The 17,038-nt window shown below is 66.1% G+C and carries 27 protein-coding genes; 25 read left to right on the top strand and 2 right to left on the bottom strand.

Annotated features, from left to right (window positions below; genetic code table 11):
* The first annotated feature begins 1 nt into the window (after position 1).
* The 25 genes from rplP to glmM all read left to right on the top strand — a co-directional run bounded on the left by rplP (position 2) and on the right by glmM (position 14,793).
* Positions 2 to 421, top strand: a complete 420-nt coding sequence (rplP, locus tag K8P10_RS10755; protein ID WP_208237896.1) for a 50S ribosomal protein L16 — start codon at positions 2 to 4, stop codon at positions 419 to 421.
* Positions 421 to 735, top strand: a complete 315-nt coding sequence (gene rpmC / locus K8P10_RS10750) for a 50S ribosomal protein L29 (RefSeq protein ID WP_224778919.1) — start codon at positions 421 to 423, stop codon at positions 733 to 735. The genes rplP and rpmC overlap by 1 nt, the downstream gene beginning before the upstream one ends.
* A 2-nt stretch (positions 736 to 737) precedes the next feature.
* Positions 738 to 1,010, top strand: a complete 273-nt coding sequence (gene rpsQ / locus K8P10_RS10745; RefSeq protein WP_224778918.1) for a 30S ribosomal protein S17 — start codon at positions 738 to 740, stop codon at positions 1,008 to 1,010.
* A gap of 29 nt (positions 1,011 to 1,039) precedes the next feature.
* A complete protein-coding gene (rplN, locus tag K8P10_RS10740) occupies positions 1,040 to 1,408 on the top strand; it encodes a 50S ribosomal protein L14 (RefSeq protein WP_208237902.1) in 369 nt (122 codons plus the stop codon).
* A 3-nt stretch (positions 1,409 to 1,411) separates the two neighbouring features.
* On the top strand, positions 1,412 to 1,774 hold the full coding sequence (gene rplX / locus K8P10_RS10735; RefSeq protein ID WP_224778917.1) for a 50S ribosomal protein L24: 363 nt from the start codon (positions 1,412 to 1,414) through the stop codon (positions 1,772 to 1,774).
* The gene (rplE, locus tag K8P10_RS10730; protein WP_224778916.1) at positions 1,774 to 2,349 is read left to right on the top strand and encodes a 50S ribosomal protein L5; all 576 of its coding nucleotides are present in this window, start codon (positions 1,774 to 1,776) and stop codon (positions 2,347 to 2,349) included. The genes rplX and rplE overlap by 1 nt, the downstream gene beginning before the upstream one ends.
* Positions 2,350 to 2,467: 118 nt before the next feature.
* The gene (rpsH, locus tag K8P10_RS10725; protein ID WP_224778915.1) at positions 2,468 to 2,866 is read left to right on the top strand and encodes a 30S ribosomal protein S8; all 399 of its coding nucleotides are present in this window, start codon (positions 2,468 to 2,470) and stop codon (positions 2,864 to 2,866) included.
* Positions 2,867 to 2,872: 6 nt separating this feature from the next.
* On the top strand, positions 2,873 to 3,409 hold the full coding sequence (gene rplF / locus K8P10_RS10720) for a 50S ribosomal protein L6 (RefSeq protein WP_224778914.1): 537 nt from the start codon (positions 2,873 to 2,875) through the stop codon (positions 3,407 to 3,409).
* Positions 3,410 to 3,411: 2 nt separating this feature from the next.
* A complete protein-coding gene (rplR, locus tag K8P10_RS10715; RefSeq protein WP_224778913.1) occupies positions 3,412 to 3,786 on the top strand; it encodes a 50S ribosomal protein L18 in 375 nt (124 codons plus the stop codon).
* Entirely contained in the window at positions 3,783 to 4,490 is a 708-nt protein-coding gene (gene rpsE / locus K8P10_RS10710) for a 30S ribosomal protein S5 (RefSeq protein ID WP_370631852.1), read from the top strand. Before rplR ends, rpsE begins: the two co-directional genes overlap by 4 nt.
* The gene (gene rpmD, locus K8P10_RS10705) at positions 4,490 to 4,678 is read left to right on the top strand and encodes a 50S ribosomal protein L30 (protein ID WP_224778911.1); all 189 of its coding nucleotides are present in this window, start codon (positions 4,490 to 4,492) and stop codon (positions 4,676 to 4,678) included. Before rpsE ends, rpmD begins: the two co-directional genes overlap by 1 nt.
* The gene (gene rplO / locus K8P10_RS10700; RefSeq protein ID WP_224778910.1) at positions 4,675 to 5,136 is read left to right on the top strand and encodes a 50S ribosomal protein L15; all 462 of its coding nucleotides are present in this window, start codon (positions 4,675 to 4,677) and stop codon (positions 5,134 to 5,136) included. The genes rpmD and rplO overlap by 4 nt, the downstream gene beginning before the upstream one ends.
* Positions 5,137 to 5,327: 191 nt before the next feature.
* Positions 5,328 to 6,650 (top strand): preprotein translocase subunit SecY, encoded by a 1,323-nt coding sequence (gene secY, locus K8P10_RS10695; RefSeq protein WP_224778909.1) that lies wholly within the window; start codon positions 5,328 to 5,330, stop codon positions 6,648 to 6,650.
* A complete protein-coding gene (locus K8P10_RS10690; protein ID WP_224778908.1) occupies positions 6,647 to 7,237 on the top strand; it encodes an adenylate kinase in 591 nt (196 codons plus the stop codon). The genes secY and K8P10_RS10690 overlap by 4 nt, the downstream gene beginning before the upstream one ends.
* Positions 7,238 to 8,077 (top strand): type I methionyl aminopeptidase, encoded by an 840-nt coding sequence (gene map, locus K8P10_RS10685; protein ID WP_224778907.1) that lies wholly within the window; start codon positions 7,238 to 7,240, stop codon positions 8,075 to 8,077.
* 129 nt (positions 8,078 to 8,206) lie between these two features.
* The gene (infA, locus tag K8P10_RS10680) at positions 8,207 to 8,449 is read left to right on the top strand and encodes a translation initiation factor IF-1 (protein ID WP_224778906.1); all 243 of its coding nucleotides are present in this window, start codon (positions 8,207 to 8,209) and stop codon (positions 8,447 to 8,449) included.
* 66 nt (positions 8,450 to 8,515) lie between these two features.
* Positions 8,516 to 8,629 (top strand): 50S ribosomal protein L36, encoded by a 114-nt coding sequence (gene rpmJ / locus K8P10_RS10675; protein WP_208237928.1) that lies wholly within the window; start codon positions 8,516 to 8,518, stop codon positions 8,627 to 8,629.
* Positions 8,630 to 8,768: 139 nt separating this feature from the next.
* Positions 8,769 to 9,137: a 30S ribosomal protein S13 gene (gene rpsM / locus K8P10_RS10670; protein ID WP_224778905.1), complete on the top strand. Its 369-nt coding sequence runs from the start codon at positions 8,769 to 8,771 to the stop codon at positions 9,135 to 9,137.
* A 50-nt stretch (positions 9,138 to 9,187) separates the two neighbouring features.
* Positions 9,188 to 9,586 carry a 30S ribosomal protein S11 gene (rpsK, locus tag K8P10_RS10665; protein ID WP_208237932.1) on the top strand — a complete coding sequence of 133 codons (399 nt, stop codon included), beginning with the start codon at positions 9,188 to 9,190 and terminating at the stop codon, positions 9,584 to 9,586.
* A gap of 101 nt (positions 9,587 to 9,687) precedes the next feature.
* Positions 9,688 to 10,674 (top strand): DNA-directed RNA polymerase subunit alpha, encoded by a 987-nt coding sequence (locus tag K8P10_RS10660; RefSeq protein ID WP_224778904.1) that lies wholly within the window; start codon positions 9,688 to 9,690, stop codon positions 10,672 to 10,674.
* 39 nt (positions 10,675 to 10,713) lie between these two features.
* Complete coding sequence (gene rplQ / locus K8P10_RS10655) at positions 10,714 to 11,241, top strand: 50S ribosomal protein L17 (protein WP_224778903.1); 528 nt, start codon at positions 10,714 to 10,716, stop codon at positions 11,239 to 11,241.
* Positions 11,242 to 11,379: 138 nt separating this feature from the next.
* Positions 11,380 to 12,303: a tRNA pseudouridine(38-40) synthase TruA gene (truA, locus tag K8P10_RS10650; protein WP_224778902.1), complete on the top strand. Its 924-nt coding sequence runs from the start codon at positions 11,380 to 11,382 to the stop codon at positions 12,301 to 12,303.
* A gap of 157 nt (positions 12,304 to 12,460) precedes the next feature.
* Complete coding sequence (gene rplM, locus K8P10_RS10645) at positions 12,461 to 12,907, top strand: 50S ribosomal protein L13 (protein WP_224778901.1); 447 nt, start codon at positions 12,461 to 12,463, stop codon at positions 12,905 to 12,907.
* A 39-nt stretch (positions 12,908 to 12,946) separates the two neighbouring features.
* Complete coding sequence (rpsI, locus tag K8P10_RS10640) at positions 12,947 to 13,429, top strand: 30S ribosomal protein S9 (RefSeq protein WP_224778900.1); 483 nt, start codon at positions 12,947 to 12,949, stop codon at positions 13,427 to 13,429.
* Positions 13,430 to 13,443: 14 nt separating this feature from the next.
* Complete coding sequence (glmM, locus tag K8P10_RS10635) at positions 13,444 to 14,793, top strand: phosphoglucosamine mutase (RefSeq protein WP_224778899.1); 1,350 nt, start codon at positions 13,444 to 13,446, stop codon at positions 14,791 to 14,793.
* Between the two features lie 62 nt (positions 14,794 to 14,855).
* Here glmM and K8P10_RS10630 read toward each other — a convergent pair whose 3' ends face one another.
* Together K8P10_RS10630 and coaA are read right to left on the bottom strand one after the other, a co-directional pair.
* Positions 14,856 to 15,386, bottom strand: coding sequence for an endonuclease domain-containing protein (locus tag K8P10_RS10630; RefSeq protein ID WP_224778898.1), 531 nt, complete (start codon positions 15,384 to 15,386; stop codon positions 14,856 to 14,858).
* Between the two features lie 651 nt (positions 15,387 to 16,037).
* The gene (gene coaA / locus K8P10_RS10625; protein WP_224778897.1) at positions 16,038 to 17,006 is read right to left on the bottom strand and encodes a type I pantothenate kinase; all 969 of its coding nucleotides are present in this window, start codon (positions 17,004 to 17,006) and stop codon (positions 16,038 to 16,040) included.
* Between the last annotated feature and the right edge of the window lie 32 nt (positions 17,007 to 17,038).

Genomic DNA, 17,038 nt, shown 5'->3' with positions numbered 1-17,038 from the left:
CATGCTGATTCCCCGTCGAGTCAAGTACCGTAAGCAGCACCGTCCCGGCCGTTCAGGCCAGGCGAAGGGCGGCACGGAGATCAACTTCGGTGAGTTCGGTATCCAGGCCCTGACGCCCGCGTACGTGACCAACCGTCAGATCGAGTCCGCTCGTATCGCGATGACCCGTCACATCAAGCGCGGCGGCAAGGTGTGGATCAACATCTACCCCGACCGCCCCCTCACCAAGAAGCCCGCCGAAACCCGCATGGGTTCCGGTAAGGGTTCACCCGAGTGGTGGGTGGCGAATGTCAAGCCGGGCCGCGTCCTCTTCGAGGTCGCCGGTGTCAACGAGGAGCTCGCACGTGAGGCGCTCACCCGCGCCATTCACAAGCTTCCTCTGAAGGCCCGCATTATCAAGCGCGAGGAGGGCGACGCGTAATGGCGATCGGTAGCAAGGAATTGGTCATCACCGAACTCGACACGTTCGAGAACGAGCGGCTGACCGAAGAGCTCAAGAAGGCGAAGGCCGAGCTCTTCAACCTGCGGTTCCAGTCGGCCACCGGCCAGCTGGAGAGCCACGGACGCGTCCGTCAGGTGAAGCGCGACATCGCGCGCATCTACACGGTCCTCCGTGAGCGCGAGCTCGGTATTCGCGAGACCCCGGTTGCGACCGAGGCCCCGGCGAAGGCCAAGAAGAGCACCAAGAAGAAGACCGAGCAGGCGGACGCCGCCGCTGAGACGAAGGAGGCCTAAGCATGGCTGAGATCGAGAAGGAACAGCGCGGCTACCGTAAGGCCCGTCGCGGCTACGTCGTCAGCGACAAGATGGACAAGACCATCGTCGTTGAGGTCGAGGATCGCGTGAAGCACTCGCTGTACGGCAAGGTCATGCGCCGCTCCTCCAAGGTGAAGGCGCACGACGCCGAGAACACCGCGGGTATCGGCGACCTCGTGCTCATCCACGAAACCCGTCCGCTCAGCGCCTCCAAGCGCTGGCGCCTGGTCGAGATCCTCGAGAAGGCGAAGTAAGCTCCGGCTTACGGAAGAAGGAGTAACAAGTGATTCAGCAGGAATCCAGGCTCAAGGTCGCCGATAACTCCGGCGCCAAGCAGCTGCTCACGATTCGTGTGCTCGGGGGATCGAAGCGTCGGTACGCGGGGGTCGGCGACACCATCGTCGCCACCGTGAAGGACGCCATCCCGGGCGGCAACGTGAAGAAGGGCGACGTCGTCAAGGCGGTCGTCGTCCGTACCCGCAAGTCGACCCGTCGCCCCGACGGCTCGTACATCAGCTTCGACGAGAACGCCGCCGTGATCCTGAAGGCAGACGGGGAGCCCCGCGGCACCCGTATCTTCGGACCGGTCGGCCGTGAGCTCCGTGACCGGAAGTTCATGAAGATCGTCTCGCTCGCACCGGAGGTGATCTAGTCCATGGCTAGCAAGATCAAGAAGGGTGACCTCGTCGAGGTCATCTCGGGCCCGTCGCAGGAGCGCGGCGGCTACAAGGGCAAGCAGGGCCACGTCATCGAGGTGCTCCGAGACAGCGACCGCGTCGTCGTCGAGGGTGTCAACTACGTGACCAAGCACGTCCGCCGAGGGCAGTCGTCGCGTGGCACCCAGGAGGGTGGCATCGAGACGCACGAGGCGCCGATCCACGTTTCGAACGTCGCCGTCGTCGACCCCGAGACCAAGAAGCCGACCCGCGTGGGCATCCGCCTCGACGAGGTGGAGAAGGACGGCGTCAAGAAGACCGTCCGCGTCCGCTACGCCAAGAAGTCAGGGAAGGACCTCTGATGACCGAGACTGCTGCGCCCGCTGGCAAAATCCAGCCGCGACTGAAGCAGAAGTACCGCTCCGAGATCATCGCGGCGCTGACCGAGCAGTTCGGCTTCGCCAACGTGAACCAGGTCCCCGGCCTGGTGAAGGTGGTCGTGAACACCGGCGTCGGTGACGCCGCTCGCGACAGCAAGGTGATCGAGGGCGCTATCGCGGATCTGACGCTGATCACCGGCCAGAAGCCGATGGTCACCAAGGCACGCAAGTCCATTGCGCAGTTCAAGCTGCGCGAGGGACAGGCGATCGGCGCGCACGTCACCCTCCGCGGTGACCGCGCCTGGGAGTTCCTTGACCGTCTCATCACGCTCGCACTCCCGCGTATCCGCGATTTCCGTGGTCTGTCGCCCCGTCAGTTTGACGGAAACGGCAACTACACCTTCGGATTGACCGAGCAGAGTGTGTTCCACGAGATCGATCAGGATAAGATTGATCGGGTGCGCGGTTTCGACATCACTGTCGTGACCAGCGCCAAGACCGACGACGAGGGCCGTGCGCTTCTGCGCGCATTCGGTTTCCCGTTCAAGGCCGAATAACTGAATAGTCCATACGGGGCAGGCACCGCGGAGGAATTCCGTGGTGCCTGCACCCGTGTCACCCAGGTCGGCGGTCGTGTAACGGCCGTCGATACCAGGCGAGAAAGAAGAGTCACTCATGACGATGACTGATCCGGTCGCAGATATGCTGACCCGGTTGCGCAACGCGAGTAGCGCACATCATGACGACGTTTCGCTCCCCGGCTCGAAGCTGAAGGAGCGGATCGCAGAGATCCTCAAGCGCGAGGGCTACATCACCGACTGGAAGGTGGAGGACGCGCGCGTCGGCACCACCCTCAGCCTGTCGCTGAAGTACGGCCCGAACCGAGAGCCGGCTGTCGAGGGCATCAAGCGTGTCTCGAAGCCCGGCCTCCGCGTGTACGCGGGCTCGAAAGAGATCCCGAGCGTGCTCGGTGGTCTCGGAATCGCGATCCTGTCCACCTCCTCGGGGCTCCTCACCGACCGCGAGGCCGAGCAGAAGGGCGTAGGCGGAGAAGTCCTCGCCTACGTGTGGTAGTCCGTCATGTCACGTATTGGAAAGCTTCCCATCACCGTTCCCGGTGGAGTCGAGGTCAAGGTCGACGGCCAGCAGGTCTCGGTCAAGGGTCCGAAGGGCGAGCTGTCGCTCGTCGTTTCTGAGCCCATCCGCGTGTCGCTCGAGGAAGGTCAGGTGCTCGTCACCCGTCCCGACGACGAGCGCGAGTCGCGTGCCCTGCACGGTCTCACCCGCACGCTCATCAACAACAACGTCATCGGCGTGACTCAGGGCTTCGCGAAGCAGCTCGAGGTCGTCGGCACGGGGTACCGTGTGCTCCAGAAGGGTCAGGGCCTCGAGTTCGCCCTGGGCTTCTCGCACCCGGTCTCGTACGAGGCACCCGAGGGCATCACCCTCGAGGTCGAGGGCGCCAACAAGGTCACCGTCCGCGGCATCAGCAAGCAGGTCGTCGGCGAGACCGCCGCGAACATCCGCAAGCTGAAGAAGCCTGAGCCCTACAAGGGCAAGGGTATTCGCTACGCCGGCGAGAACGTTCGCCGCAAGGCAGGAAAGGCTGGTAAGTAACCATGGCCGCTTCAGTGTCACGGGCTAAGGGCCGTTCGGCAGCGCGTATCCGCCGCCACGCCCGGCTGCGTAAGAAGATCGTCGGTACGGAGGCTCGCCCCCGTCTCGCGGTGACGCGTTCCGCGCGTCACGTGTTCGTCCAGGTCATCGACGACAGCAAGGGCCACACTGTGGCCTCGGCGTCGACGATGGAGAGCGACCTCCGCTCGTTCGACGGTGACAAGTCCGCCAAGGCCCGTCGGGTCGGCGAACTGGTCGCCGAGCGCGCGAAGGCCGTCGGTGTCGAGGCAGTCGTGTTCGACCGCGGTGGCAGCAAGTACGCCGGCCGCGTCGCGGCGATCGCCGATGGCGCTCGCGAGGGAGGTCTGTCCCTGTGAGCGAAGAAACGAAGGAGCAGGAAGTGACTGCACAGGCCCAGGCTGAGACGCAGGGTGCTGAGGCCCCCGCTCAGGATCATCGGAACGAGCCCCGCGAGCAGCGCCGCGGCAGCCGCGATCGCGGTACCCGCGGGGAGCGCGGCGGTCGCGATCGCAGCGACAGCCAGTTCCTCGAGCGCGTCGTCACCATCAACCGCGTGTCGAAGGTCGTCAAGGGCGGCCGTCGCTTCAGCTTCACCGCGCTCGTCGTGGTGGGCGATGGCAACGGCACCGTTGGCGTCGGCTACGGCAAGGCGAAGGAGGTGCCCCTCGCCATCTCCAAGGGTGTCGAGGAGGCGAAGAAGAACTTCTTCCGCGTGCCCCGCGTCGGCAGCACCATTCCGCACCCGGTCCAGGGCGAGGCCGCCGCAGGCGTCGTCCTGCTGCGTCCGGCGGCTGCCGGTACCGGTGTTATCGCGGGTGGTCCGGTTCGCGCCGTCCTCGAGTGCGCCGGCATTCACGACGTGCTGAGCAAGTCGCTCGGTTCGTCGAACACCCTGAACATCGTGCACGCGACCGTTGAGGCGCTGCGACTGCTCGAGGAGCCCCGCTCCGTCGCTGCTCGTCGCGGTCTCGACTTCGACCGCGTCGCCCCGGCTCGCATCGTGCGCGCCGAGGCGAAGGCCGCGGCCGACGCTGCCGCCAAGGCGAAGGCAGGTGCGTAATGGCGACGAGCCTGAAGATTACGCAGACCAAGTCCGTTATCAGTGAGAAGCAGAACCAGCGCGACACGCTGCGGAGCCTCGGTCTCAAGCGGATCGGCGACTCCGTCGTCCGCGAGGATACCCGGGCGAACCGCGGCTACGTTCGCGCGGTCGCTCACCTCGTAGAGGTTGAGGAGATCGACGCATGAGCGAGAACAACGAGGAGCGCCAGCAGGTGCTGAAGGCGCACCACCTGCGCCCCGCCCCCGGCGCCAAGACCGCGAAGACCCGCGTGGGTCGCGGTGAGGGCTCCAAGGGCAAGACCGCGGGCCGCGGTACCAAGGGTACGAAGGCTCGCTACCAGGTCCGCGCCGGCTTCGAGGGTGGGCAGATGCCGCTGCACATGCGCACCCCGAAGCTCCGCGGATTCAAGAACCCGTTCCGCACCGAGTACCAGGTCGTCAACGTGGGTAAGCTCGCCGAGCTCTACCCGCAGGGCGGCGAGGTCACGGTTGCCGATCTCGTGGCCAAGGGCGCGGTTCGCAAGAACCAGCCGGTCAAGGTCCTCGGCGACGGCGACCTGCAGGTGAAGCTGTCGGTCCAGGTCGACAAGGTCTCGACCTCTGCCGAGCAGAAGATCACCGCCGCGGGCGGCGAGATCAAGTAGTACGTCTGCATTTGCAGATGCACATCGGGGGCGGGACCGGGCAGCGAGAGCTGCCGGGTTCGGCCCCCGACGTGTATTTCCCCGGGTCGGGCATTCCGACTCAGTTGTGACCCCGTGAGCGCCGTGTAGGCTGGGGTACTGGTTTTCCGTGTTCGGTCGTGCACTTCGCGACATCTTTCAGGAGGCAAGATTTGTTTAGCGCCATCGGTCGTATCTTCAAGACGCCCGATCTCAGGCGGAAGATTGTCTTCACGCTCGCGATCGTCACGCTGTTCCGGCTCGGCTCGTTCGTTCCGGGCCCGTTCGTCAACTACAACAACGTGCAGGCGTGCCTCGTCGCGAACCAGGCCGATACCTCCGGTCTGTACCAGATGATCAACCTGTTCAGCGGCGGTGCGCTGCTGCAGCTCTCGATCTTCGCCCTCGGCATCATGCCCTACATCACCGCGTCGATCATCACCCAGCTCTTGCGCGTCGTCATCCCGCACTTCGAAGCGCTCCACAAGGAGGGCCAGGCGGGTCAGGCCAAGCTGACGCAGTACACGCGCTACTTGACCATCGCCCTCGCGGTGCTCCAGGCCACGACTCTCGTCACGGTCGCTCGCGCAGGTATGCTCTTCGGCGCCTCCGCCAACGCCGCCTGCCAGAACCTCATCTCGCAGGAGTGGTGGTCGATCCTGATCCTCATCATGACGATGACGGCGGGCACCGGTCTCATCATGTGGTTCGGCGAGCTCATCACCGAGCGCGGCATCGGCAACGGCATGTCTCTGCTGATCTTCACCTCGATCGCCGCGACCTTCCCCGGCGCGCTCTGGATCATCCGCGAGTCGGAGGGCTGGGAGGTCTTCTTCCTCGTCATCGCCGTCGGCCTCGTCGTCATCGCCGCGGTCGTGTTCGTCGAGCAGTCACAGCGCCGGATCCCGGTCCAGTACGCGAAGCGCGTCGTCGGCCGACGCACCTACGGCGGCTCGAGCACCTACATTCCGATCAAGGTGAACATGGCTGGTGTCATCCCCGTCATCTTCGCCTCGGCGATCCTGTATCTCCCGATGCTCATCGCGCAGTTCAACGAGCCGGGCATCGGCGAAGAGCCGCAGCCGTGGGTGGTATGGATCTCGAACAACCTCGTGCAGGGCGACCAGCCGTTCTACATGCTGGTCTTCTTCTTGCTGACCATCGGCTTCACCTTCTTCTACGTGCAGATCACCTTCAACCCGGAGGAAGTCGCCGACAACATGAAGAAGTACGGCGGATTCGTTCCCGGTATCCGTGCCGGCCGTCCGACCGCCGAGTACCTCAACTACGTGCTCACCCGCATCACCAGCGCCGGCTCGCTGTACCTCGGTGTCATCGCGCTGATCCCGCTCATCGCGCTCGCGTTCTTCGGTGCGAACCAGAACTTCCCGTTCGGCGGCGCCTCGATCCTCATCATCGTCGGTGTGGGTCTCGAGACGGTGAAGCAGATCGACGCGCAGCTGCAGCAGCGCCACTACGAAGGGCTCCTCAAGTGACCGATACCACCACGACCCGTTTGCTCATCATCGGTCCCCCCGGGGCGGGAAAGGGCACGCAGGCCGCGAAGATCACCGAGCGCTATGGAGTTCCCGCGATCTCAACCGGTGACATCTTCCGAGCGAACATCAAGGGCCAGACTGAACTCGGCCAGCAGGTCCAGGCGGTGATCGAGCGCGGTGAACTCGTTCCCGACTCGCTGACCAACCGGATCGTCGAGGATCGCCTGCAGCAGGACGACGTCGCGCATGGATTCCTGCTCGACGGGTACCCCCGCAATGTGGAGCAGGTGCACGCGCTCGACGAGATGCTCCATGGCGACTCGCTCGACGCCGTCGTGCTGCTCGACGCTGACGTCGAAGAGGTCGTCGCCCGGCTCATCAAGCGCGCCACCATCGAGGGCAGGGTCGACGACACCGAGGACGTCATCAGGCACCGCCAGGAGGTCTACGCCGAGCAGACGGCTCCGCTCGTCGAGCTGTTCACCGAGCGAGGAATCCTCGTCCGCGTCGACGGTCTCGGCTCGATCGACGAGGTCTCGGAGCGGATCCGCGAGGGTCTCGACGCCCAGCTGGGTGCGCGCTAGATGGCACGTGGCCTGATCCGCCGCTCGATCTACAAGTCGCCGGCGCAACTGCGGCTCATGCGGGCGCCGGGTGAAGCCACTGCCGCCGCACTGAGTGCCGCGCGCGCCGCGATCCGGCCGGGAGTCACCCCGCTCGAGCTCGACGCCCTCGCCGAAGAGGCGATCCGGGCGCTGGGCGGTGCACCGAACTTCATGCTCGAACCCGGGTATCGACACACCATCTGCGCGAACGTCAACGAGAGCGTCGTCCACGCGATCCCGACGGATCGTCCGCTGGAGCCCGGCGACATCATCGCCGTCGACGCCGGCGCGATCGTCGACGGGTGGAACGGCGACTCTGCATTCACCGCCGTCCTGCCGGATCCGGAGCGCCCCGACCGCACCGACGCGAACGAACGACTGAGCCACGTCACCGAGCAGGCGATGTGGCGCGGGATCGCGAAGCTCGCGACGGCCCGTCACTTGAACGAGGTTGGCGACGCGATCGCCGAGTACGTGGAGGACGTGAGCGACTTCGGGATTCTCGAGGACTACATCGGACACGGGATCGGTCGCCGGATGCACGAGGATCCACCGGTGTTCAACTACCCGGTGGGGCGCAAGGGGCCCGAGGTGAAGCCTGGCCTGGTCGTCGCGATCGAGCCGATCATCTCCGCTGGGGGCATCGACACCGTCACCCAGGACGACAACTGGACGGTCGCGATGGCTGACGGCTCCATGAGTGCGCAGTGGGAGCACTCCGTCGCGGTGCACCGTGACGGCATCTGGGTGCTCACCGCCGAGGACGGGGGAGCGGCCGGTCTCGCGCCCCTGGGCGTGACCCCGGTCCCGATCCCCTGACCGGCCTTTACAACTCGGGCGTTTCGGAGTACTGTTGGTCTTTGGTGCTTTGCGCCTGGAATCGGTGTTGCCGTTTCCCGCACAGCATTCGCATGACGAGTGTTCACGAACCTAAGCGATAGTGAGGCTATGGCCAAGAAAGAACGTGTCCAGAAGGATAAAGAAGGCGTCATTGAGGTTGAGGGACGCGTGCTCGAAGCGCTGCCCAATGCCCAGTTCCGCGTGGAGCTGACGAACGGTCACATCGTCCTGGGTCACATCTCTGGCAAAATGCGTCAGCACTACATTCGTATCCTCCCCGAGGACCGCGTCGTAGTAGAGCTGACGCCGTATGACCTTACGCGCGGCCGGATCGTCTACCGCCACAAGTAGGCACTCCGAAGTAACGGCCCGCGGCACCCCGCGGGTACGAGGACAGCGAACATCTAAGGAAACATCATGAAGGTCAAGCCCAGCGTCAAGAAGATCTGCGACAAGTGCAAGGTCATCCGCCGCCACGGCCGCGTCATGGTGATCTGCGACAACCCGCGCCACAAGCAGCGCCAGGGCTAGTCCAGAGCACGGACACAACTCAATAATCGATCCAGCGCATCGAAGAACCCGTCGGCATCGCCGGTGGGGGACACCTCGGGACGGAGGCCCGAACCCCCGGTGCGCACCACACCTCCACCACAGTTAGAGGAGAGCCAGCATGGCACGTCTCGCAGGAGTCGATATCCCACGCGACAAGCGCGTGGAGATCGCACTCACGTACATCTACGGCGTTGGACGCACGAGCGCGTTGAAAGCGCTCGCCGAGACCCAGGTCGACGGGAACACCCGCGTCAAGGATCTCAGCGACGAGCAGCTCGTCGCCCTTCGCGACTACATCGAGGCCAACTTCACGGTCGAGGGCGATCTGCGACGCGAGGTCGCCGCGGACATCCGTCGCAAGGTCGAAACCGGGAGCTACCAGGGTCTTCGTCACCGCAAGGGCCTGCCTGTGCACGGTCAGCGCACCAAGACGAACGCACGTACCCGCAAGGGTCCGAAGCGCACCGTCGCCGGCAAGAAGAAGTAATCGCGGTTCGCGACCCAGATCACAGAGCTTTTCAGGAGAAGACACCACTCATGGCTGCACCCAAGACCGCGGCTCGCAAGCCGCGTCGCAAGGATAAGAAGAACGTCGCCGTGGGCCAGGCCCACATCAAGTCGACCTTCAACAACACCATCGTTTCCATCACCGATCCCAGCGGGGCCGTGATCAGCTGGGCTTCGTCCGGCGGCGTCGGCTTCAAGGGATCGCGCAAGTCGACCCCCTTCGCCGCGCAGCTCGCCGCGGAGTCCGCTGCTCGCAAGGCGCAGGAGCACGGGATGAAGAAGGTCGACATCTTCGTCAAGGGTCCCGGCTCGGGCCGCGAGACCGCGATCCGCTCGCTGCAGGCAGCGGGCCTCGAGGTCGGTTCGATCAACGACGTCACCCCCCAGACGCACAACGGCTGCCGCCCGCCCAAGCGGCGCCGCGTCTAAGGAGTCGAGCGCGCGACGGCGGAGCTTCGGCTCCGCCGTCCACCCCCTATCCCGATACCGCATGAGTCATATAGCGGACTCCAGCGAAAGGACCCCACACCGTGCTGATTGCACAGCGACCCACTCTGACTGAAGAACCCCTCTCCGAGTACCGTTCGCGCTTCGCGATCGAGCCCCTCGAGCCTGGCTTCGGCTACACCCTGGGCAACTCGCTCCGCCGCACGCTCCTCTCCTCGATCCCCGGTGCGGCTGTCACCAGTGTTCGATTTGAGGGCGTCGCGCACGAGTTCACGACGATCCCCGGCGTGACCGAGGACGTCACCGAGATCATCCTCAACATCAAGGACCTCGTCGTCTCCAGCGAGCACGACGAGCCCATCACCGCGTACCTGCGGAAGACCGGCGCCGGTGAGGTCACCGCTGCCGATATCTCCGCTCCCGCTGGTGTCGAGGTGCGCAACCCCGAGCTCGTCATCGCCACGCTCGGCGAGGACGCGCAGTTCGAGCTCGAGCTGACGGTCGAGCGCGGCCGCGGCTATGTCTCGGCAGCTCAGAACCGCAACGAGGACGCCGAGGTCGGCCGCATTCCGGTCGACTCCATCTACTCGCCCGTGCTCAAGGTCACCTACCGCGTCGAGGCGACGCGTGCCGGTGAGCGCACCGACTTCGACCGCCTGGTCGTCGACGTCGAGACGAAGCCGGCCATCACGCCCCGCGACGCGATCGCGTCAGCGGGATCGACGCTGGTCGAGCTGTTCGGCCTCGCACGCGAGCTGAACACCGCAGCCGAGGGTGTGGAGATCGGCCCCGCGCCGGTCGAGGTGGCCTCGGACGGCGAGCTCTCGATCCCGATCGAGGATCTCGATCTCTCGGTCCGCAGCTACAACTGCCTGAAGCGCGAGGGCATCAACACCGTGAGCGAGCTCCTGGCTCTCTCCGAAGCCCAGTTGATGAACATCCGCAACTTCGGTCAGAAGTCCGTCTTCGAGGTGCGCGACAAGCTCACCGAGATGGGACTGTCGCTGAAGGACGCCGTGCCCGGTTTCGACGGCGCGCAGTTCTACAGCTACGAAGACGACACCAACTAACGATCGCCCGCCGGTCGATCGCTCACCCCAGGAGATACCATGCCCAAGCCCACCAAGGGCCCCCGCCTCGGAGGCGGACCCGCTCACGAGCGCCTCATGCTCAACCAGATGGCCTCGCAGCTGTTCGAGCACAAGCGCATCCAGACCACGGAGACCAAGGCGAAGCGCCTGCAGCCCATCGCTGAGCGTCTCGTCACCTTTGCGAAGCGCGGAGACCTGCACGCACGCCGCCGCGTGATGCGTCAGGTGCTCGACAAGTCGGTCGTCCACGAGCTCTTCACCGAGATCGCGCCGCAGGTCGAGGACCGCCAGGGTGGTTACACCCGCATCATCAAGACCGGTTTCCGCAAGGGCGACAATGCTCCGCTCGCAGTGATCGAGCTCGTGCTCGAGCCCGTCGCCTCGAAGGCGAAGGCTGCGCACGCAGCCCCGGTCGCCGAGGAGGCTCCGGCCGAGGAGACCGAGGCACCTGCTGAGGAGACCACCGAGGCGCCCGCCGAGGAGTCGGCACCCGAGGCTGCGGCCGAGGAGGCCACCGAGGCACCCGCCGAGGAGAAGTCCGAGTAATTCGCTTCCCTCTGCATGAGCGCCCCGTGAGTCACATCGACTCGCGGGGCGTTCGTGCGTCTGGAGGGCGCCGGGTGTGTGGGGGCTCCTGCCGCGTGCGATGTCGGGCGGCTCGACTCCGACTGAGAGAATAGTGGGGTGACTGACACCCTTCCGGATAGATCGCCGCACGTTCGGCTGCGCCTGGATCTCGCGTACGACGGCACCGACTTCCACGGGTGGGCGGCGCAGCCCGGCCTGCGGACCGTGCAGGGAGAGCTGGAGGCGGCGCTCGCGATGGTGCTGCGCGCTCCCGAGGGGGAGAGTCGGCTCACGGTGGGCGGTCGCACCGATGCGGGCGTGCATGCGCGCGGTCAGGTCGCGCACCTCGACGTGACGGCTGAGCAGCTCGACCGCTGGAACGGTCGGAGTGCGGGGTCCGACGAAGCTGACTCGTCCCGTGCGCGTGCGCGGCGCGTTCAGGGCGTCCTGCGACGGGGTGCGCCCGACATCGCCGTGCGCGGGGTGACGCGTGTACCGTCGACGTTCGATGCGCGGTTCTCCGCGCTCAGACGCCGGTACGAGTACCGGCTCAGGGATGCGTCGTCGCCCGCGGATCCGTTGACCGCCCGGTTCACGGCCGATGTCGGGCGGGATCTCGATCTGCATCGGATGCGGCGCGTTTCCGAGGGGTTGATCGGTCTCAACGATTTCACGAGCTTCTGCAAGGCGCGCGAGGGGGCGACCGCAGTGCGGACACTGCTCGACTTCAGCTGGCGGGAGACCGACGACGGTGCGTTCGCAGCCCGCATCGAAGCGGATGCTTTCTGCCACTCGATGGTCCGCGCTCTCGTCGGCGGCGTGGTCGCCGTGGGTGCCGGACGCCTGGCACCAGAGGAGCTCACGGGCATTCTCGACGCGCGGCAGCGCACCAGCCGGTTCACCGTCATGCCCGCGCACGGACTCAGTCTTGAAGAGATCGGCTACCCCGATGATGATGCACTGGCCGCGCGGGCGGAGGCCACCCGAGCGAAGCGGGCGGCGCTGCCCGGTCAGGCGCGGACTCGCGAATCCGACCGCTGAGGGGAACTGTGCTAAAGTAGACCCTTGGTGCGTGCCCGCTATCGAGCGCGCACCGAAATGTTGAGCCCTCCACTGGACGGCTCGCGGGCTGTGCCCGCGAATCTCCACCGGAGCGGGATACACGAACACCTCCATTTCGACAGAAAGCAGCACGACAGTGACTCGCACTTACTCGCCGAAGGCCGCCGACCGGACGCACGATTGGCTCGTCATCGACGCAGCCGACGTGGTGCTCGGCCGCCTCGCCACGACCGCCGCGGCCCTGCTCCGCGGCAAGCACAAGACGACGTTCGCTCCCCACATGGACATGGGCGATCACGTCATCATCATCAACGCCGACAAGGTGGTCCTCACCTCGAACAAGGCGGACCGCAAGCGCGCCTACCGTCACTCGGGTTACCCGGGCGGCCTGAAGTCGGTCAGCTACACCGAGCTGCTCGAGAAGAACCCCGAGCGCGCCGTCGAGAAGGCGATCCGCGGCATGCTGCCCAAGAACTCGCTGGGTGCCGACCTGTTCCGCAAGCTGCGCGTCTACGCCGGCCCGGAGCACCCCCACGCTGCGCAGCAGCCGACCGCCTACACCATCGGCCAGGTCGCGCAGTAACGCGGCTCGAGAGACTTTGAGAGAAGGACACCACACATCGTGAGCACCCCAGAGCAGACCGTGGCCACCGAGAGCTACAGCACCGAGACCCCGGCTTCGCAGGCCACCGCAGCAACCCCGCGCCCCGCGCTCACCGTTCCCGGTGCAGCCGTCGGCCGTCGCAAGCAGGCCATCGCGCGTGTTCGCCTCGTGCCCGGCTCGGGCGAGATCCGCGTCAACGGCCGCGAGTTCGCCGACTACTTCCCGAACAAGCTGCACCAGCAGCTCATCACCGATCCCTTCACGGTGCTCGAGCTCGGCGGCTCCTACGACGTGATCGCCCGCATCGTCGGCGGCGGCCCCTCGGGCCAGGCGGGCGCGCTGCGCCTCGCGATTGCTCGTGCGCTGAACGAGATCGACGCGGAGCACAACCGCCCGACGCTCAAGAAGTCCGGCTTCCTCAGCCGCGACGCGCGTATCAAGGAGCGCAAGAAGGCCGGCCTCAAGAAGGCCCGCAAGGCACCCCAGTACTCGAAGCGCTAAACCGCGACGAGCTCATGGCACGCCTGTTTGGCACCGACGGGGTGCGAGGGCTGGCCGGCGTCGATGTGACTGCCGAGCTGGCCCTCAACCTCGCACATGCAGCGGCTCTCGTGCTCGGGCGTTCAGCCCGGGCCGAGAGCCGTCGTGCTACCGCTGTGGTGGCACGCGACCCCCGAGTCTCCGGCGAGTTCATCGCCTCCGCAGTCTCCGCCGGCCTTGCGGCCGCGGGTGTCGACGTGCTCGACGCCGGGGTCATTCCGACACCCGCTGCGGCGTATCTGGTCGCCGACACCGGAGCCGATTTCGGCGTCATGGTGTCCGCTTCGCACAACCCGGCACCCGACAACGGCATCAAGTTCTTCGCTGCGGGCGGGCGGAAGCTCGCCGACACCATCGAGGACGAGATCGAGGCTGCCATGGCCGGCCCGATTGTCGCGGTGACCGGCCGCGAGGTGGGGCGCATCCGCCGTTTCGCGGACGCCGAGGATCGGTACCTCGTCCACCTGCTCGGCACGCTCGAGGGAACCCGGCTCGACGGTATCCACGTGGTACTCGACTGCGCGCACGGAGCGGCTGCCGGAATCTCGCCAGACGTGTTCGCCGACGCCGGTGCGCGGGTCACCGTGATCGGGAACGACCCGGACGGTTTCAACATCAACGACGGCATCGGTTCGACCCACCTCGAACCGCTCATCGCACGAGTGCGTGAGGTCGGCGCCGACCTCGGGATCGCTCACGATGGAGACGCTGACCGGTGCTTGGCGGTCGACGCCGACGGCAACGTGATCGACGGCGACAAGATCATGGCGATCCTGGCGCTCTCGATGGCGGAGCGCGGCAAGCTGCACCAGCACACCCTCGTGGCGACTGTCATGAGCAACCTCGGACTCAAGCTCGCGATGGCCGATCGCGGAATCGACGTCGTCGAAACGGGTGTCGGTGACCGTTACGTGCTTGAGGCGATCAACGAGCATGGCTACTCGCTCGGTGGTGAGCAGTCGGGCCACGTCATCATGAGCGATCATGCGACGACGGGTGACGGTATTCTCACCGGCCTGCACATCGCGCTCGAGGTGGTTCGGAGCGGTAAGACCCTGGCGGAGCTCGCCGAGTGCATGCAGGTCTACCCGCAGGTGCTCGTCAACGTGAAGGGCGTCGACCGGGCAGGGGTGCACACCGACGAGGTGCTGCAGTCTGCGGTCGTCCAGGCGGAGACCGTGCTCGGAGGGAACGGCCGAGTGCTGTTGCGCCCCTCGGGTACCGAGCCAGTCGTCCGAGTGATGGTCGAGGCAGCTGAGACCGACCTCGCCCAGCAGCTCGCGGATGATCTCGCAGCGGTGGTGCGCGACCGTCTCGCCGTCTGAACACGTTCGCGACCTGGGCGTTCGTCCCCGGCTCGTCCGGCCTCGCTGTCACGCGCGGCACTTCACGCTCGTCTCGATGCGGACGCTCTCTCGCGGTCACGGTGCTTGCCCGCGGCGATTGCGCTCATGACCGTGTCCTGCACCTCAGGCCAGCGGTGCATCACCTGTTCGTAACCGACTCGGATGACGGTGAAGCCGCTCAGCATGAGGCTGGCGTCGTGCGCGATGTCCTGCGTGCGCTGCGCGCCGACGTGATGGCCCCCATCGATTTGGAGCACCAGGCGTTGTCCGATGAGGAAGTCGACGCGATGACCGGCGATCCATGCCTGGGCGACGATGCTGATGTGCAGCCAGCGCAGCCGGTGCCGAACATAGGTTTCGAGGCCGGAGTCCGAGAAGGGCGAAGCAGCTGCGAGTAGCCCCCGTGCGCGAGACCCCAGAGGGAGTTGCGCGAGTGAGAGCGTGTCGACGAGTTCATGCCGAAGCGCTGACTCCCACACCGTGAGGGCGTCTTCGAATGGGAGGCAGACGGCCACATAGCCGAGCACGTTCACGACGTCGTCCTCGAGGGCGTCGGGTGCGCGTGGCTTCACCGGTGCAGCCCAGTGGAGGCGTTCAGTGTGCTGGGGGACGGGGGAGCCCCCAGCGGGAGCGGGAGTCATCCGCGCGGGTGATGAGGGGCCTTCTGGCTGTGGTGAGGCATTCTGGTGCGTTCGGCCCTGAGAGCCCGGTCTGGTCATCGCCAGATGCAGCCCGCGATGCGGAGGCGTCCACAGACCGAGCCGTCGTGCTTGCGTGACACACGTGAGCGTTCCCCCGCGATCGACCGCGTGGAGGAGGAGAGGATCGGCATCGGGTGCGGATACCCACCCACGCCGGGGGCGTTGCAACCGACCGGCGGTTACCGCGAGCCTGATCTGGTGCGGACTCCACCCTCGTGCGATGAGAGCGCGGGAGCGCATGACGCCCCCCGGCGGGAGCGCGGTGCGTGCGGGAGAGGTCTGTGCGGGAGAGGTCTGTGCGGGAGACATGCGCTCAGTCTCGCGAGAAACGTGCACCGTGCGGGGTGCACGGACGGTACATGGGGATGACACGCCGGCACGGTACGCCAAGCGGCTGCTGTGCACGAGTGAGGAGAGCAAGTCATGCGCACGCTCGGCTCGAGATTGACGCTCCGCTCGATGTGGACGTGCGCGGTGAGCGAGCTGATGCTCATAATCGAGCGGACGGTGCAGGCACCCCACCTACATCTTGCGCAGAAGCACCTTCTGCACCCGGTGGTCCGCTTCCTTGCGCAGTACGAGCGTGGCGCGGGCGCGGGTGGGGCGGATGTTCTCGACGAGGTTGGGCTCGTTGATGTTCGTCCAGAACTCGTTCGCGAGCGCGACGGCGGTGTCGTCGTCGAGTCCCGCGAAGCGACGGAAGTGCGACGACGGGTCTTTGAACGCGTGCTCGCGGAGGCGGAGGAAGCGCTCCTGGTACCAGCGTCTGATGTCGGCGGTGCGGGCGTCCACGTAGACGGAGAAGTCGAAGAGGTCGCTCACGGCGAGGGGGTGCGCCGTCGAGGGGGGCTGCAGCACGTTCAGGCCCTCCACGATGAGGATGTCGGGCTGGCGGACGACGGTGTACTCGCCCGGCACGATGTCGTAGGTGAGGTGGTCGTAGTGGGGCGCGCAGACCTCGGGGACGCCGGCTTTCACCTGCGAGACGAACCGGAGGAGCGAGCGTCGGTCGTAAGACTCGGGAAATCCTTTGCGGTGCATGATCCCGCGGCGCTCGAGCTCGGCGTTCGGAAACAGGAAGCCGTCGGTGGTGACGATCTGCACGTCCGGCGTCTCGGGCCAGCGAGCGAGCAGGTCGCGGAGGATTCGGGCGACGGTGGACTTACCGACGGCGACTGATCCGGCGACGCCGAGTACGAAGGGGCTCTGACGTTCCTCACCCATTCCGAGGAATCCGCGCGTCCGGTCGTGCATCTCGCGCACTGCGATGGCGTACTGGTTGATGAGGCGGCTGATGGGTCGGTAGACGGCGCTGACCTCCGCCATGTCGAGCGGCTCACCGAGACCGCGGAACGCGTCGATCTCCTCCTCCGTGAGCGGCATGGGGGTCTCGCCGGCGAGTCGTGACCAGGCGTCCCTGCCGATCTCCGTGAACGGCGAAGTGAGGTCGGGGCGGATGAGCGCCTGAGTGTCCGTTGTGCGGTCTGTCATGGTTCACTCATCGTGCCACTAAACTAGAGCCC

It is taken from the genome of Leucobacter sp. Psy1 (assembly GCF_020096995.1).
Classification (GTDB): Bacteria; Actinomycetota; Actinomycetes; order Actinomycetales; family Microbacteriaceae; genus Leucobacter.
The sequence above is the reverse complement of the archived record's forward strand: the minus strand, read 5'-3'. Positions and strand labels throughout refer to the sequence as shown.

Coding starts and splice junctions, on each gene's coding strand:
- rplQ (WP_224778903.1), top strand. CDS start 10,714: ATGCCCAAGCCCACCAAGGGCCCCCGCCTCGGAGGCGGACCCGCTCAC.
- rpmD (WP_224778911.1), top strand. CDS start 4,490: ATGGCGACGAGCCTGAAGATTACGCAGACCAAGTCCGTTATCAGTGAG.
- rplP (WP_208237896.1), top strand. CDS start 2: ATGCTGATTCCCCGTCGAGTCAAGTACCGTAAGCAGCACCGTCCCGGC.
- rpsQ (WP_224778918.1), top strand. CDS start 738: ATGGCTGAGATCGAGAAGGAACAGCGCGGCTACCGTAAGGCCCGTCGC.
- rplX (WP_224778917.1), top strand. CDS start 1,412: ATGGCTAGCAAGATCAAGAAGGGTGACCTCGTCGAGGTCATCTCGGGC.
- rplO (WP_224778910.1), top strand. CDS start 4,675: ATGAGCGAGAACAACGAGGAGCGCCAGCAGGTGCTGAAGGCGCACCAC.
- rplR (WP_224778913.1), top strand. CDS start 3,412: ATGGCCGCTTCAGTGTCACGGGCTAAGGGCCGTTCGGCAGCGCGTATC.
- rpsH (WP_224778915.1), top strand. CDS start 2,468: ATGACGATGACTGATCCGGTCGCAGATATGCTGACCCGGTTGCGCAAC.
- rpsK (WP_208237932.1), top strand. CDS start 9,188: ATGGCTGCACCCAAGACCGCGGCTCGCAAGCCGCGTCGCAAGGATAAG.
- rplF (WP_224778914.1), top strand. CDS start 2,873: ATGTCACGTATTGGAAAGCTTCCCATCACCGTTCCCGGTGGAGTCGAG.
- rpsM (WP_224778905.1), top strand. CDS start 8,769: ATGGCACGTCTCGCAGGAGTCGATATCCCACGCGACAAGCGCGTGGAG.
- map (WP_224778907.1), top strand. CDS start 7,238: ATGGCACGTGGCCTGATCCGCCGCTCGATCTACAAGTCGCCGGCGCAA.
- rpmC (WP_224778919.1), top strand. CDS start 421: ATGGCGATCGGTAGCAAGGAATTGGTCATCACCGAACTCGACACGTTC.
- glmM (WP_224778899.1), top strand. CDS start 13,444: ATGGCACGCCTGTTTGGCACCGACGGGGTGCGAGGGCTGGCCGGCGTC.
- coaA (WP_224778897.1), bottom strand. CDS start 17,006: ATGACAGACCGCACAACGGACACTCAGGCGCTCATCCGCCCCGACCTC.
- infA (WP_224778906.1), top strand. CDS start 8,207: ATGGCCAAGAAAGAACGTGTCCAGAAGGATAAAGAAGGCGTCATTGAG.
- rpmJ (WP_208237928.1), top strand. CDS start 8,516: ATGAAGGTCAAGCCCAGCGTCAAGAAGATCTGCGACAAGTGCAAGGTC.
- rplE (WP_224778916.1), top strand. CDS start 1,774: ATGACCGAGACTGCTGCGCCCGCTGGCAAAATCCAGCCGCGACTGAAG.